The organism is Cellvibrio fibrivorans (genome assembly GCF_031457055.1).
Taxonomy (GTDB): Bacteria; Pseudomonadota; Gammaproteobacteria; order Pseudomonadales; family Cellvibrionaceae; genus Cellvibrio; species Cellvibrio fibrivorans.
Genome location: NZ_JAVDVX010000001.1, coordinates 41,553 through 56,008, shown reverse-complemented (window position 1 = coordinate 56,008; position 14,456 = coordinate 41,553). Strand labels below are relative to the sequence as shown.

Annotated in this window: 11 protein-coding genes; 5 read left to right on the top strand and 6 right to left on the bottom strand. The window is 47.5% G+C overall.

Going from position 1 to position 14,456, the window contains the following annotated elements; genetic code table 11:
- Positions 1-80: 80 nt before the first annotated feature.
- On the bottom strand, positions 81-1,298 hold the full coding sequence (locus J2X05_RS00260) for an MFS transporter (RefSeq protein WP_310067186.1): 1,218 nt from the start codon (positions 1,296-1,298) through the stop codon (positions 81-83).
- A 130-nt stretch (positions 1,299-1,428) separates the two neighbouring features.
- Between J2X05_RS00260 and J2X05_RS00255 the strand changes: the two genes are divergently transcribed.
- Complete coding sequence (locus J2X05_RS00255; RefSeq protein WP_310067183.1) at positions 1,429-2,217, top strand: AraC family transcriptional regulator; 789 nt, start codon at positions 1,429-1,431, stop codon at positions 2,215-2,217.
- Between the two features lie 33 nt (positions 2,218-2,250).
- On the opposite strand, the gene J2X05_RS00250 is transcribed toward J2X05_RS00255, so the two are convergent.
- The 3 genes from J2X05_RS00250 to J2X05_RS00240 all read right to left on the bottom strand — a co-directional run bounded on the left by J2X05_RS00250 (position 2,251) and on the right by J2X05_RS00240 (position 5,192).
- Positions 2,251-3,024: an EAL domain-containing protein gene (locus J2X05_RS00250; protein WP_310067181.1), complete on the bottom strand. Its 774-nt coding sequence runs from the start codon at positions 3,022-3,024 to the stop codon at positions 2,251-2,253.
- Positions 3,025-3,192: 168 nt separating this feature from the next.
- Positions 3,193-4,251, bottom strand: a complete 1,059-nt coding sequence (locus tag J2X05_RS00245; protein WP_310067179.1) for an AraC family transcriptional regulator — start codon at positions 4,249-4,251, stop codon at positions 3,193-3,195.
- Positions 4,252-4,259: 8 nt separating this feature from the next.
- Positions 4,260-5,192, bottom strand: a complete 933-nt coding sequence (locus tag J2X05_RS00240) for a GGDEF domain-containing protein (protein WP_310067176.1) — start codon at positions 5,190-5,192, stop codon at positions 4,260-4,262.
- 249 nt (positions 5,193-5,441) lie between these two features.
- Between J2X05_RS00240 and J2X05_RS00235 the strand changes: the two genes are divergently transcribed.
- From J2X05_RS00235 to J2X05_RS00225, 3 genes are all read left to right on the top strand, one after another.
- Positions 5,442-8,213 carry a TonB-dependent receptor gene (locus J2X05_RS00235; protein ID WP_310067173.1) on the top strand — a complete coding sequence of 924 codons (2,772 nt, stop codon included), beginning with the start codon at positions 5,442-5,444 and terminating at the stop codon, positions 8,211-8,213.
- 71 nt (positions 8,214-8,284) lie between these two features.
- Positions 8,285-10,222 (top strand): phytase, encoded by a 1,938-nt coding sequence (locus J2X05_RS00230; protein WP_310067171.1) that lies wholly within the window; start codon positions 8,285-8,287, stop codon positions 10,220-10,222.
- Positions 10,223-10,234: 12 nt separating this feature from the next.
- Complete coding sequence (locus tag J2X05_RS00225) at positions 10,235-12,217, top strand: PhoX family protein (RefSeq protein ID WP_310067168.1); 1,983 nt, start codon at positions 10,235-10,237, stop codon at positions 12,215-12,217.
- Positions 12,218-12,299: 82 nt separating this feature from the next.
- Here J2X05_RS00225 and J2X05_RS00220 read toward each other — a convergent pair whose 3' ends face one another.
- On the bottom strand, positions 12,300-12,593 hold the full coding sequence (locus J2X05_RS00220; protein WP_310067166.1) for a hypothetical protein: 294 nt from the start codon (positions 12,591-12,593) through the stop codon (positions 12,300-12,302).
- A gap of 97 nt (positions 12,594-12,690) precedes the next feature.
- Complete coding sequence (locus tag J2X05_RS00215) at positions 12,691-13,260, bottom strand: gluconokinase (RefSeq protein WP_310067165.1); 570 nt, start codon at positions 13,258-13,260, stop codon at positions 12,691-12,693.
- A gap of 119 nt (positions 13,261-13,379) precedes the next feature.
- Here J2X05_RS00215 and gntR point away from each other — a divergent pair, with 119 nt between their 5' ends.
- A complete protein-coding gene (gene gntR / locus J2X05_RS00210; protein ID WP_310067163.1) occupies positions 13,380-14,414 on the top strand; it encodes an HTH-type transcriptional regulator GntR in 1,035 nt (344 codons plus the stop codon).
- Positions 14,415-14,456 lie beyond the last annotated feature (42 nt).

The following is a 14,456-nucleotide window of genomic DNA, read 5'->3' as shown; positions in this document are numbered from 1 at the left end:
AATTGCCGCCTTTGTTTTTTTACAATGCAGTCTGTTTATTCAATTACCCATCAATCCTGCCAATTACACACACAATACCATTAATCCCGTTTCATCGCAGGCAATAAAATTGTGATGATGCCCAGTAATGGCAAAAACGCGCAGTAATTAAACATATTTTCAATCGAAGTCGCATCAGCAATCGCGCCCAATCCTGCCGCCGCTATACCGCTAATCCCAAACATCAAGCCAAAAAACACACCGGAAATCATACCGATTTTACTGGGCACCAATTCCTGTGCGAGCACCACAATCGCCGAAAATGCCGACGATAAAACCAAGCCAATCACGACCGACAATACTGCTGTCCAAAACAAATTGCAGTAGGGAAATAGCAGCGTAAAAGGTGCGGCACCGAGAATAGAAATCCAGATTACTGCTTTGCGCCCCACCTTATCGCCAATCGGGCCTCCCGCAAATGTCCCTATGGCAACGGCAGCGAGAAACAAAAATAAAAACAATTGCGCATTAGCGACTGAGGTTGAAAATTTTTCGATCAAATAAAAGGTGTAGTAGTTAGTAAAGGCTGCCATGTAAATGTATTTGGAGAATACCAGCAGCGCTAATATCACGAGTGCACCTATGACTTGCTTGCGAGTTAAGTGTGCAAAATGTGGATGTTTTTTGACGCTTTTAAGTGATGCGCGTGAACGGATTGTCCAGCGGCTTACGCCAAATAAAACGCTGAAACCGAGAATCGCAAAGAGCGTGAACCAACCAATCGCGCCTTGCCCCTGCGGAAGAATAATCGCCGCTGCCAACAGCGGGCCGAACGCAGAACCCGCGTTGCCGCCGACTTGGAAAAAGGATTGCGCGAAGCCAAAACGTCCGCCCGATGCCATGCGCGCAACGCGCGATGCTTCCGGGTGGAATGTTGATGAACCCAAACCAATCATGGCCGATGCAATTAACAGCCAGGTAAAACTATCGGCGAGCGCCAGCATCACTAATCCGCACAAGGTAAATAGCATTCCGGTTGGCAATAAATAGGGTTTGGGATGTTTGTCGGTATAGAGCCCAATGCCTGGTTGCAGGAGTGAGGCGGTCATTTGAAAGGCGAGGGTGATCATCCCGATCTGCGTAAAACTCAACTCGTAATTGGTTTTCAGCATGGGGTAGATCGAGGGCAAAATTGCCTGGATTAAATCATTCAGCAAGTGCACAAAACTCACCGCACCCACGACCGGCAAAATCGTTTTGGTGGGATCAAATTCGGTGGGCGTGAGAGTTTGGTTTGGAATGGGTTCCATCTTGCTCATGGCTGTGGGTATCTCCGGGGCGGGGCGTAAACAGTAAATGCAGTCGCACAGTATAAAATGACGAAAAAAGCAGATATGACATAAACTGTCGAATAAGTGACAATTTGGTCAACGCTTATTTGGAGCCGTTATGAATAAACTTCTGCCGCGCAGTCCGGAAGAGTTGCAACATGTACCGCGCCCGATTGTGGCGTGGGGTGGGCATTACAAAAATGGAGATGAAATTCCCCCGCACACCCATCCGCGTGCGCAGTTGCTCTATGCCGTTGAAGGGGTAATGCGGGTGTTAACGCCGAATAGTGTGTGGACAATTCCTTCGCACCGCGCGCTCTGGGTGCCGCCGAACGTTGAGCATCATTCATTTATGATGAGCGATCTGCAAATGCGCACGCTTTATGTGAGCGCCGATGTTCCGCTCTCGCTCGGTACAGAATGCCGCGCGATTTCGGTCTCGGGTTTGCTGCGCGAATTGATTTTGGGGTTGCTGCAGGAGCCGGCGGAATATCCTATTCCGGGTCGCGGCGAACATCTGGTGGCGTTAATTTTGATGGAGATTAATCGCGCTGCAACCCAAGCGGTGGAAATTCCCTGGCCTCAGGATCGACGCTTACAAACCGTTTGCCAATTCGTAATGAACTCACCCGGCGTCAGCCACACTATTGATGATCTCGCCGCTATGGCGGGTGCAAGTACACGCACGCTTATCCGGTTATTTCCCAAAGAAACTGGTTTGAAATATCACCAGTGGGTGCAGCAAGTCCAACTCGCCGAAGCGCTCTGCCGTTTAGGGCGCGGCGAGAGCATTGCGCGCATTGCAGGCTTTCTCGGCTACGCCAGCCCTAGCGCATTTTCGGCTATGTTCAAACGCAATTTTGGAGTGACACCGAATCAGTATTTTCAGCGCGCAAGCACTAATTAAGTGATCGACATTGGCTGCTATGATGTGAGGAATCTATCTCGCCAAAAAACACTCTTCCGTTATTGTAGCGAGTGATTGAAACGCAGGGCGCGCAAAATAATATCCCTGGAACAATTCAACGCCCATATCTTGCAACGCGGCAAATTCTTCGTATGTCTCTATACCTTCTGCTACAACCGTCATTCCCAGTTCGTTACACACTTGAATGATGCCGCGCACGATAATTTGGCTTGAGCGGCGTTTATCGATATCGCGCAGCAAGGCCATATCCAGTTTCATAATATCGGTTTGAATTTCAGCAAGCAGATTCAAACCTGCATAGCCTGCACCAAAATCATCAATGGCGGTTTTAAAGCCGCGTTGGCGATAGTAATCAACAATATTACGCAGGTGCGCAAGGTCATCAACTTTTTCACTTTCCGTGATTTCAAAAATAATTTGCTCGATAGGAAAGCCGTATTTTTCTGCCGCCGCAAGCGTGGTGCGAATACACAATTCAGGGCGATAAACTGCATTAGGCATAAAGTTAATACTGAGCAGCGATTGCATACCTAATTCAGCGGCTAGCTTGATGGCCGTAGTGCGGCAGGCCTGATCAAAGCGATAGCGATTAGCATCATTTACATGCGCAAAAATCGTTCCGGCGCCTTCGTTGTTTAATCCACGCACGAGTGCTTCGTGCGCATATATGCTGCGAGTGTGCGCGTTTACTATGGGTTGGAATGCCATGGTGAATTCAAAATCCAGGCCTTCACCATTGGTGCATTCTTCACAGCCCGTGGGGCGGCATTGTTTTTGGTCTGTCATTGTAAAGATCTTTTTTGAAAGGATTTGTAAGCGTCAAGAGGGGAGTTTGTTGTTGCCCTCAACCATTCAAGGGCATGAGGGGATATCAACTACCACTTTTGATCATAGACCGAATGCCGGGATTTGCCATTCGTGAAGGATTTTTGTTGTTTTCGATAGGTTGTCAGGTTAGCGGCTGGCCGATAGGCCACCGGTCCATTTTTTAAATGCGCGGCGCAAATTGGCAACGTCGTAGAAGTGAAGTGCTTGTGCCACTTGGTCTTTACTCCAGCCTGCTTGATGCAACCAATAGAGCGCAAGATCTTTGCGCACCAGATCGTATTGTTCCTGAAAATGGCTATGGTGTTTTTTCAGTTTGCGTTTGAGGCTGGCGCTGCTCATGCCAAAGGCGGCTGCGGTTTTATCGAGGCTCGGATTGTGGTGGATGTTGCTATGCAGGTAATTATATAGCTCGCTTAAAAATCCGCGATGAAAGGGCATTGATTGTAGGTTCGGATGAGTAATTGGTAATGCATCAGTTGGTGTAGCTGCGCAATTATTTTTCCAGGGGATGTATAAATAGTCGCGCGCAATCGACATCGCATTCGCGTGGCTGGAGAATTGCACTTTGTTGTGTAGATGGACCTCGTATTGTTCAATATAAGCAGGTTTGCTGTGGGTAACATAAAACTGCCAAGGGATATTTTCATCACAATGCCAACGCGTGAGTGAACTGAGTGCGGTAGATATCATTTCCACAAGAAAAATCAGCGTAGTTTCTGCACCACAGGCGTCTTGCCAGTAAATCACCAAGTGTTCCTGTTCATAACAGGTGCGTAACTGTAGCAGCGGCATCAGCTGTGTTTGTTGATCAACGAGAATATCAATTGCCGCCTGCAAATTGGTGGCCCTATTCAAAGCCCTAGTTGCAGTAGTTTCCAGTGAGGAAAAAAGACTGTGTCCCAATAAAAAACCCAGCTCCTGATGGTGATGCTGTTTTTGGATATTGTGGATTAATTGGAAACACTGTTGCGGTGATAGCTGCAGATTTTTGCTCGGAATATCTTCGCGAAAAATGCCAGTGTTACGCAGTAATTTATATTCTTCTACACCACGGCTGAGCGCCATATCGATCAGCATGAGTGGCCATTCATGCGCCGGAATAAACGGCGTATCTATTTCAAAGTAGGGCGTAGGATGATAGCAACTACTCACCTCTGCAATACATTCATCAGCAGTATTATTCATGCTGTTCATCAAGCCGCGCGCTGCAAAGTGGCATGATGTTTTTCTTTGGCATGTAGCAGCGCCAGATTGGCGCGCTCAATCAAGGTTTCTGCCGAGTCGCGTGTTGTAGTATCGGTACTGGTAAGTGCAATCCCTAAGCTAACTGAATGAAACAGGCTTTCATCCTGATTCTGGGGTTTGTAGGCAAAATGCTGCACTGCAGCAGAAATTTCGCCTGCGATTTTTTCTGCGCCTGCACGTCCTGTGTTGGGTAATATCAATGCAAAGCGGTCGCCCGCATATCGGCACAGCACATCATTGCGGCGAATATTCAATAAAATCAATTCGCTCAACGACTGTAGTAGGTGATCGCCCTGCTGATGGCCGTAGCGGCGATTGATTGCGCGAAAATTATCCACGTCAATAAACAAGAGTGCGAGTGATTGTTCAGTGTTGCGATGCTCCGGCAGCGCCTGTAGTAGTTGCTTACGTAAATAATCGGCACCGCTTAAGTTGGTAGTGAAATCCAGGCTGCGGTGTTCGCGAAACAATCGTTCACGCTTACGCAATTGTTCATTAATACTGAGCTGTTCTTTGTGCCAGTGGTAAATACCGAGTGTAAGTAACACCAAACCAAATGGCATACAGCCCGATTCTATCCAATGATCCCATCGAGCCGCCTCAGGGAAACGAATAAATTCATCAAGTAGATCCTGAAAGCCTGCCAAAAAAATTCCGCTTAATCCCAAACTTAAATATTGCGTGACGCGTCCGGCCGGGCGACTATGCAAAATCAATCCCAACCATACCAGCGCGAGCATCGCGGCTCCGCCCTCACTGAGTACGTCAAGCCAATTTATCTCGGCCAATACTTTTACGTCGGCAACGGCAAGGCTGGCGATCAGGGCCACATTGGCGCCCATGCCGACAAAAAACAGTTTCCATTTATGGTGTTTCAACATAACGGCTCGCAACCCATTGGGATAAAAGTGCTGCACCGATAACAGATCAATATGACAGTTTTATGAATGTTGGTTTTGTCTGAAAAAAAACGCTCGCTTAGTTGCAGGGAGGCAAATCAGCTCAGCCTATTTGTTGGCTGCAGAGCCTGCTCGTCACAGAAGTGTCATTTATTCCCCCTAGTTTGGCGTCGTCTAAATCTCTTGGCGTTTTAACTATCGAGTCTTTTAAAAAAGATCGGGGAGCACACTGTGAAAAAAACTGTATCCATATCCAAAAACAAAAATTTTGTTAAGACGGCGTTGGCGGTAGTGGTTGCTGGCCTTGCCGGGACTGTTCTGGCTGACGGCCGTATAGAAGGGCAAATTAAAGCTACTGAGCAAGGTATTGCATTACAGGGAGCAAAAATTCGTATCCTGGAATTAAATCGCGAAGCAGTAAGTCAACGCGATGGGCGTTTTGTGTTTTTGGATGTGAAGGCGGGTAATTACACTTTGGTCACCAGTTATATCGGTGCGGATGATATTAAGCGTTCGGTGGTTGTACAGGATCAACAAACCACACGCGAAAATTTTCAATTAGTGGGTGTATCCGGTCTGGTTGAAAATGTCATCGTGATTGGGCAAGCGGCAGGCATTAACAAATCGCTGAATAAACAGCGCAGCGCCGACAATATTCTCACTGCGGTATCAGCGGATGCGATTGGCCAATTTCCCGATACAAACGTTTCCGAATCTCTGCAGCGTTTACCGGGCTTATCGATTGAACGCGATCAAGGCGAAGGCCGCTATGTGCGCGTACGCGGAATGGGGCCGGATTACAATGCAGTGACTATTAATGGTGTGGGCGTGCCGGGTCCGGATGCGGATCGCCGCGCAGTTGCATTGGATGTAATCCCATCGGATTTGTTAGAAAATTTAACTGTTACTAAAAGTTTAACGCCGGATATGGATGCCAATTCACTCGGTGGCAGTATTGATGTGCAAAGCCTTTCAGCATTTGATCGCGATGGTTTCTTTTATCAGCTCACTGCAGAAGGCAGTTACGATGAAAATACCGAAGAGACAAGCCCGAAAGTAGCAGCCACTGCAAGTAACCAATTTAGCCTCGGTGGCGACGACAATAATCTCGGTGTTGCATTTGGTGTAAGTTCATTCAAACGTGAATTCGGTTCCGATAACGTCGAGACTGGCGGTGCATGGGATTTTGAAGATGGCGAAGCGCGCCTGGAAGAAATGGAACAGCGCGATTATCGCATTACCCGCGAACGCTCAGGTGTGACCTTAAATCTGGATTACAAGCCAAGTGATGATACGGATTTGTATTGGCGCAACCTTTACAGTGAATACACCGATTCAGAAATTCGCTTGGCGAATGTCATTGAGTTTGAAGATGCGCTTGCCGAAGGTGAAGTAGGTTCGGCTGAAGTTCAGCGCGAATTAAAAGATCGCACGGAAACACAAAAAATTCTCTCGACTTCTTTGGGCGGTCAAACCCGTTTGGATAAGTGGACTGTAGATTATCGTGTGGCCTACAGCAAATCCAGTGAAGATGAACCGCAAAACGTCGCTGGCGCCGTATTTAAAATAGATGACGATGTTATTGCCGATGAAGCTTTCGATCTTTCCTACACCAATACTGGCAAGATATTGATTTCCGCTCCGGCTGAATATTATCAATCCGCCAGCTATAAATTGGACGAAGTGGAATTGGGTAGCACCAACACCAATGATGAGAGCACTGCGATCAATATGGATTTTACGCGCGATCTCGAATTAGCAGGTAATTCAGCGCAATTGAAGTTCGGTGTCAAACACGCTGAGCGTGAAAAAGACAATAATGTTGATATCTGGATTGCCGAAGATTTTACTGGCGATACGTCGCTCACCGAATTTTCTGCCAGTGAAGTGGATTATCAACTGGGTCAGTTTGGCAGCACCATTAATGCCGCACAGGTGAAATCCGCCATCGAAGATGCTGAAGAAGACGAAGTGGAAAGCAGTATCGGTGATTATCTGATTACTGAAGATACCAGTGCCGCTTATGTGATGGGGCGCGTGGATATTAATGACTGGCGTATCCTGACTGGCGTGCGTTATGAAAATACCGATTTCACCGCGCAGGGTAATTCTTATGATGGTGATGCTGACGAATTAAATGCACAATCCTTTGAAAATTCCGATGACTATTTTTTACCAGCATTGCATATCCGCTATAGCATTAGCGATAAAACTCAAGTACGTGCAGCCTGGACTAATTCAGTGGTGCGCCCCGGTTTTGCACAGCTATCACCCGGTCGTTTAATTGAAGAAGACGATGGCGATATTGAAGCGGAATTCGGCAACCCGGATTTGAAATCGCTGGAATCCAGCAATATCGATTTTGGTATTGAACATTACCCTGGTGTAGCCAGCGTTATTTCCGCGTTTGCGTTTTACAAAGCTATCGATAATTTTGTTTATCAAACCGATTTGGGCGGCACAGCGGGCTACGAAGATTTTGATAAAGCGGTAACCTTTGTCAATGGCGATAAAGCGGATATTCTGGGGCTTGAATTGGCTGCATCCAAACAATTCACCAGCTTGCCATCGCCTTGGGATGGTTTGCTGATTGGTGGTAACGCGACCTTTGTTGATTCGACTGCAGAAATTGGCGGTTATGACGATGGTGAGTTTGTTGCGCGCGATATTCCCATGCCCAGCCAATCCGATACTTCAGCTAACTTTATGATCGGTTATGAGTCGGACAAAATCAGCATGCGTTTGTCAGCTAATTATAAATCCAATTATTTGTTGGAAGTGTTAGAGCCGATGGAAGTGGATTATGATGCTTATGTCGATGATCAAATGCAGCTGGATTTTTCACTGCGTTATTATTTGACCGAATCTATCAAGCTGCATTTTGAAGCGCTGAACTTGACCGATGAAGTTTATTATTCCTACGTGAAAGATACCCAATACAATGCGCAATACGAAAGCTACGGTGCCACTTACAAACTCGGCATTACTTTTATGCAGTTTTAAGTTTTGATTAAGTGTGCATTTGTAGTCTGAATGGCTCCTGCTGGAGCCATTTTATAAAAAAGGTCTTGATTATGATCAGTTTGCGTAAATCCTTGCTTGCCTGTTTGTTTACAGGTTTATGTTCGTCAGTTATTGCAGATGCTAGTCTGCCACCATCATTAAAAGACGGGTTGATCGCGCCTCTGCCCACCTTGCTGCAACACCAATCTACTTTTCTGGCGCTGGGCGATGACATTCACTGGCGCGATGCCAGCGGTAAATCTCTCGCGCAACTCAAACTGCCGGCAGAGCTGTTGGATTGGCGTTATCCGGTGCAATTACAAACTGGAAAAATAATATCGTCCGAATTGGTTGCGGCAACGGTATTTTTGCCGGAACAACAACCGGGGCTGGTTGCGCTTGATCCTGAATCGGGAAAGCTGCGCGAATTGCTGCGACTCCCCACGCCAGAATTTAAAATTGAAAACCTGTGCCTAAGCCGCGTAAATGGTCATCTTTCTCTATATTTATTGGATGAGCGCGGCACGGCTGAGCACTGGTTGGTCGTAGATGCAAAAGGCACGGCGAATGCAAAACTGCTGCGCCGTTTACCTATCGCGCCCAACTGCAAGTCCTGCGCGGTCGATGATGAACAGGATTTATTGTTTGTCGCAGAAGAAGGCATTGGTATCTGGGCGCAAGGTGCATCAGAAGAATCTGCTCCCGGTCGTGTCGCGGTAGATTTGCAAAAACCTTTCGGTTCCTTATCCGGCAGTGTGGAATCCTTGGCGATAATTCCACAAGGTTTGGTTGCTGCGGTGGCAGAAGAAAAACAACTTGCGCTCTACAGCACCAATAAAAGTAAATTCAAACAGCAGCAGTTAGTCGATCTCCCCAATACCGATGAGCCGGAAGTAGTTAAAGCAGTTGTCGGTGTTGCTGACAAAAATTCACTTGCACTGGTAGTCGGCGATGAAAAAACCGGGAATCATTTTTTATTCTTGCCTTGGGACTCAGTGCCGCAAAAAAAATCACCACACACCATAGTGAGCATCACACCCGATGTGCAAACCCAGGTTATGGCGCGTTTTGGCGATGCGGCTGATGACCCCGCAATTTGGGTCAATAAAAAACGCTCGCAAAAAAGTCTGGTGATTGGTACTAATAAGCAACAGGGATTATTTGTGTACGACATGCAAGGTCGTGAAGTACAGCATTTCAATACGGGCAAATTAAATAATGTGGATGTCCGTTATGGAGTGCAATTTGGTAAAAAAGTTGTCGATATTGCCGTTGCTACCAATCGCGATGATAACAGTTTGGCGATTTACACGATTGATCCTAAAAACGGTAAATTACGTTTCTCTGGCAGTGTTGCAACGGATCTTGAAGAAATTTATGGATTTTGTTTGTATCAAAATGGCAGTGGAGTTACCTATGCGATTCCCAACGGAAAAAGCGGTGAGTTTCAGCAAATTCAATTAAGTGCTGTGATTGATCAAAAAGATAGAAATTCTCATGTCTGGCAAGGAAAGAAAGTACGCAGTTTTTTTGTAAAGAGCCAACCGGAAGGTTGTGTAGCTGACGATAAAAATCAGCGCTTATTTGTCGGTGAAGAAGACGAAGCTGTGTGGACAATTGGCGCTGAGCCAAACGCGGGCACACAAGTGGAATTGGTATTGCGTGCCGGTGATGTGTTGGTTGCCGATGTGGAAGGCATGGGCATCTATCAAGGTAAGAATAAAAACTATCTTGTAGTATCCAGTCAAGGCAACAACAGCTATGTGATTCTGGATGCAACAGCGCCCTATAAAACGCGCGGTGTGATTAGAGTGGATCTGGATGCAGGGCGTGGCATTGATGGTGTGTCGGAAACGGACGGCCTTGAAGTTACCCATGCCAATCTCGGTGGTGCTTTTGGCGAAGGCATGTTGGTGGTGCAGGATGGTCATAAAGTGATGCCGGAAGCGCCGCAGAATTTTAAATATGTGAGCTGGGAAAAAATTCGCACAGTATTAGCACTCGAATAATGGTGATGGCCAATGAGTAATAAAAATGAAATGCCGGTGGTGGATATCGATGATATTCCGGTAAATCCGTCCAACAATCCCTGGTTGTCAGAGGTTATCGCCAGCCGTCGCAATTTATTGAAAGGTGGATTGGGTTTGGCGCTGGGAGGATTTTTGGGTGGACATTTATCGGGCTGTGCAGCAACCAATAAAAATGCATCGCCATCCGTTGGATTAAAAAATGTATCGCCAAAAATTGGATTCACCTCAGTACCGCTTCAGCACGCGCAGGATTTTGACCGTGTTCTGGTCGCCGATGGCTACACTGCGCGCGCGTTTTTTTCATGGGGTGATGAAGTGGTGACTGGCGCTGTGCCCTGGAAGGCTGATGCGAGCAATAGCTGGCAGGAGCAGCAATTGCAGGCAGGGCAAAATCACGATGGTATGGCTTATTTTCCCTTTACCGATGCACCGAACGATCACGGGTTACTGGTAATCAACCACGAATACACTAATCCGACTTTGCATCCCAATGGCCCCACAGAAACGCGTGATGCTCAAGGTGTTATCCGTCGCCCGGAACATGAGGTATTAAAAGAGCAGGCGGCGCACGGTGTAAGCGTGATTGAAATTAAGCGTGACCAGAAAAATCTTTGGCAGAGAGTAAAAAATTCTTCGTTCAATCGCCGGTTGACTGCTAATACGCCAATGGGCATTACGGGCCCGGCCGCTGGATCGGAACATTTAAAAACGGCGCAGGATCCAACTGGTACACGCGTGCTGGGCACCTTAAATAATTGCTCTATGGGAAAAACCCCTTGGGGCACCTATTTAATTTGCGAAGAGAACTGGAATAATTATTTTGTGAATCGCAACACTGCCGATTGGCAGCAGCGCGTATCCCATAAACGCTACGGTATTTCCAACGGGTTAAATAGCAGTAAATATTATTGGGAGACGGTTGATCCGCGTTTTGATGCAACACCCACCGACAAACAATATTTTAAGGGTTTTGTGAATGAACCTAATCGTTTTGGTTGGGTGGTGGAGTTTGATCCTTTTAATCCGGATTCATTGCCACAAAAGCGTACCGCGTTAGGCCGCTATGCACGCGAATGTGCAACGGTGGTCATTGGCGATGAGGGTGAGGTAGCAATTTATTCGGGTGACGATACGCGCGGCGAGTATATTTATAAATTTGTTGCTCAACAGCGTTTTGATAAAAACAACCCCAAAGCAACACCCGATTTATTGGATGAGGGGACTTTGTACGTTGCGGTATTTCATGCCGATGGTCGCGGCGAATGGCTACCGTTGATATGGGGTGAGCGCGGCTTAACGGCGCGTAATGGTTTTATGAGCCAGGCCGATGTGGTGATAAATGCCCGTGCTGCAGCCGATATTCTCGGCGCAACACCGATGGATCGTCCCGAGTGGGTTGCGGTTGATCCGCACACACGCGAGCTTTATGTCACGCTCACTAATAATATTGAACGCGGCATCAAAGTGGATCAGCCAGTCGATGCAGCAAACGTACGCAAGGAAAATCATCATGGACAAATCCTGCGCTGGGCGGAAAAAAAATCCAATCCTGCAGCGACTGAATTTACCTGGGAGATTTTTTTACTTGCCGGTAATTCGGCGCAATCCTCAGCGCCGGAAAACCAACAGGGCAATATTCGCGGCGATCTGTTTTCCTGCCCCGATGGACTTTGGTTTGATGCGGATGGTCGCCTGTGGATTGAAACCGATTTTGATGATGCAGAAGATGTGTATCAGCCGATGGGTTGTAATCAACTGCTTTGTGCTGATCCCTTGTCGCGCAATGTAAAACGTTTTTTAGTGGGGCCGCGTGGCTGTGAAATTACTGGTTTGACAGGGACACCGGATGGAAAAAGCTTGTGGTTGAATATCCAACACCCTGGTATTAGTTATCCTGCTAGCGATGGAAAAACCCGTCCACGATCCACGACGGTATTAGTGACGAAAGATGATGGCGGTGTGATTGGTACTTAAATAAAAATATACCGTCGCCAATAAAAAAGCTCGCCAAATGTGCGAGCTTTTTTTGGTAAGAATTTTTAGTTGCAGATAATCGTTACTGCCCCTTACGCGATTCGCGAATATAAAAGCGGGCATCTTTGGCTTGATTGTAGCAGTTGTCAAAATTTTCTACGGTTTGCATGGTGCGCGCTGAAGTAATTAATCCCAACGCTTTAGTGTAGCTGACTGTACCGCTAAAACCGTCTGCTTTGGCGATAGATAATTCGCTCCAGGCGGCTTCGAGTTCTTGATCGCAGGCGCTGCGGTATTGGGTTTTTCCTGCGCAGGCGGAGAGGGTTGCGGCAACTGCTACCAGGCTACTGACAAGAATAACTTTGGAATATGGCATCTGTGATTCTCCGTGGTTGATGTTGATCATTGGATCAAGATCCGGCTCAAGAGTTCACATTCTCGCTGGTGTGGCGCCTAATGCCAAGCCTGATTTCTCAGGCGAGCAGTGCATCTGCCTGATGATGAAGCTCGCGGTCAACAACGTGAATCGCCAGTGCCAGCACTTGATCGAGCGGAGCGTTCACATCAATGGTGTAAACATCGGCTTCATGGCGCGGGTCTTCAAGGCTCTCGAATTGGCTGTCGACCAGACTCGGCGCCATAAAATGACCGGCGCGTTTATTGACGCGGGTTTGGATGGTGTCTTTATCGCTGTGCAGAAACAGAAAAATCGTTTTCAGCCCGGCTTTGCGCAGCTCGTCGCGATGGGCGCGTTTTAGCCCGGAGAAGGCCAAGGTCGAATGCTGATGATTGCGCGCAGCATTGCGGAAGTAATCACGCATGCGGATGACCCAAGGTAGGCGCATGGTGTCGGTCAACGGCAGGCCTTTTGCCATGCGGTCGCGTGCTTCCTGGCTGTGAAAATCATCGCCATCCAGGTACTCATAACCATAGTGATCAGCCAGTGCTTTGGCCAAGGATGATTTACCGCTACCAGAAACGCCCATCACAATAATGAGGTTGGTATCGGCATCAGGATTGGTGATGGCGGTTAAGTGCGGCATATGCAGGTTTTCTCGTGTACACCTAATGACCAGCAAGGTAGTATACATGCTGATGATAGCGCAATCATTACGCTTGTGGTATGTTAGCAAAAAATAATAGCCAAGTGCAGATATTGCCTATGAAAACAGCAAAAAAAAGAAGTTCAGATAAGAAAATTACCCTGGTTGACGTCGCCGATGCATCGGGTGTTAGTGCAATCACTGTATCGCGGGTGATCAACCAGCCGGAAAAAGTCTCGGAATCCCTGCGGATTCAAGTCCAAAAAGCCATTGATTCGCTCGGTTATATACCCAACCAGCACGCCAGTTCCCTGGCTTCATCCAAGTCCCGGGTGATAGGCGTTGCCATTCCATCATTAAGTAACATCGTGTTTACCGAGGTCTTGCGCGGTATTTATGAGGTGATGGGTGCGGCGGGCTACAAGGTGCTGTTAGTGGACACCCATTACTCGCCGCTGGAAGAGGAAAAAATGGTGCGCACCCTGCTGAGCCAATCCCCCGAAGGATTGATCATTACCGGTGGCGATCAGACCAAGGCCTGCCAGAACTTCCTGCACAAGGCGCGTATCCCGATTGTGCAGATCATGGAATTGCTTGCCGATCCTATCGATATGAATGTCGGTTTTGCCCATGGTCGCGCCGGTTTTGATGTGGTCAAGCATCTGTTGGGGCAGGGGTACGAGCGCATTGGTTTTATCGGCGCGCGTATGGATCCGCGTGTGCAACAGCGTATGCAGGGTTACAAATTGGCATTGGAGCAGGTGGGTAAGTTTGAGAAAAACTACATCGTCACCACGCCTGAACCTTCATCCATAGGTGTGGGCGGTGAATTATTTAAGAGCCTGATGGCGTCAACGAACGGTGTTGTCGATGCGGTGTTTTGCGTGAACGACGACCTGGCACTCGGCGCATTGTTTGAAGCGCAGCGGATGAATATTCGTGTCCCGCAGGATATGGCCATTTGTGGCTTTAACGATATTGAAGCGGCTGAATATGTGAACCCTTCATTGACCAGCGTGTCCGTTGGCCGTTATGAGATGGGTGTAAAAGCATCGGAAATGATTATTCGTGTGCTCAATGAAAAGCCAATCGAATCGAAGAAAGTCGATATGGGTTACGAAATTAAAAAACGCGCTTCGACCAGTCGTTTGTAGTTTCTTTTTGCAATTACATAATAAATCTATAACGGGGTTTTC

Excerpts from the sequence above, each read along its gene's own strand:
- J2X05_RS00250 (WP_310067181.1), bottom strand. The coding sequence starts at position 3,024 with ATGACAGACCAAAAACAATGCCGCCCCACGGGCTGTGAAGAATGCACC.
- J2X05_RS00240 (WP_310067176.1), bottom strand. The coding sequence starts at position 5,192 with ATGTTGAAACACCATAAATGGAAACTGTTTTTTGTCGGCATGGGCGCC.
- J2X05_RS00255 (WP_310067183.1), top strand. The coding sequence starts at position 1,429 with ATGAATAAACTTCTGCCGCGCAGTCCGGAAGAGTTGCAACATGTACCG.
- J2X05_RS00245 (WP_310067179.1), bottom strand. The coding sequence starts at position 4,251 with ATGAATAATACTGCTGATGAATGTATTGCAGAGGTGAGTAGTTGCTAT.
- gntR (WP_310067163.1), top strand. The coding sequence starts at position 13,380 with ATGAAAACAGCAAAAAAAAGAAGTTCAGATAAGAAAATTACCCTGGTT.
- J2X05_RS00225 (WP_310067168.1), top strand. The coding sequence starts at position 10,235 with ATGAGTAATAAAAATGAAATGCCGGTGGTGGATATCGATGATATTCCG.
- J2X05_RS00230 (WP_310067171.1), top strand. The coding sequence starts at position 8,285 with ATGATCAGTTTGCGTAAATCCTTGCTTGCCTGTTTGTTTACAGGTTTA.
- J2X05_RS00260 (WP_310067186.1), bottom strand. The coding sequence starts at position 1,298 with ATGAGCAAGATGGAACCCATTCCAAACCAAACTCTCACGCCCACCGAA.
- J2X05_RS00215 (WP_310067165.1), bottom strand. The coding sequence starts at position 13,260 with ATGCCGCACTTAACCGCCATCACCAATCCTGATGCCGATACCAACCTC.
- J2X05_RS00220 (WP_310067166.1), bottom strand. The coding sequence starts at position 12,593 with ATGCCATATTCCAAAGTTATTCTTGTCAGTAGCCTGGTAGCAGTTGCC.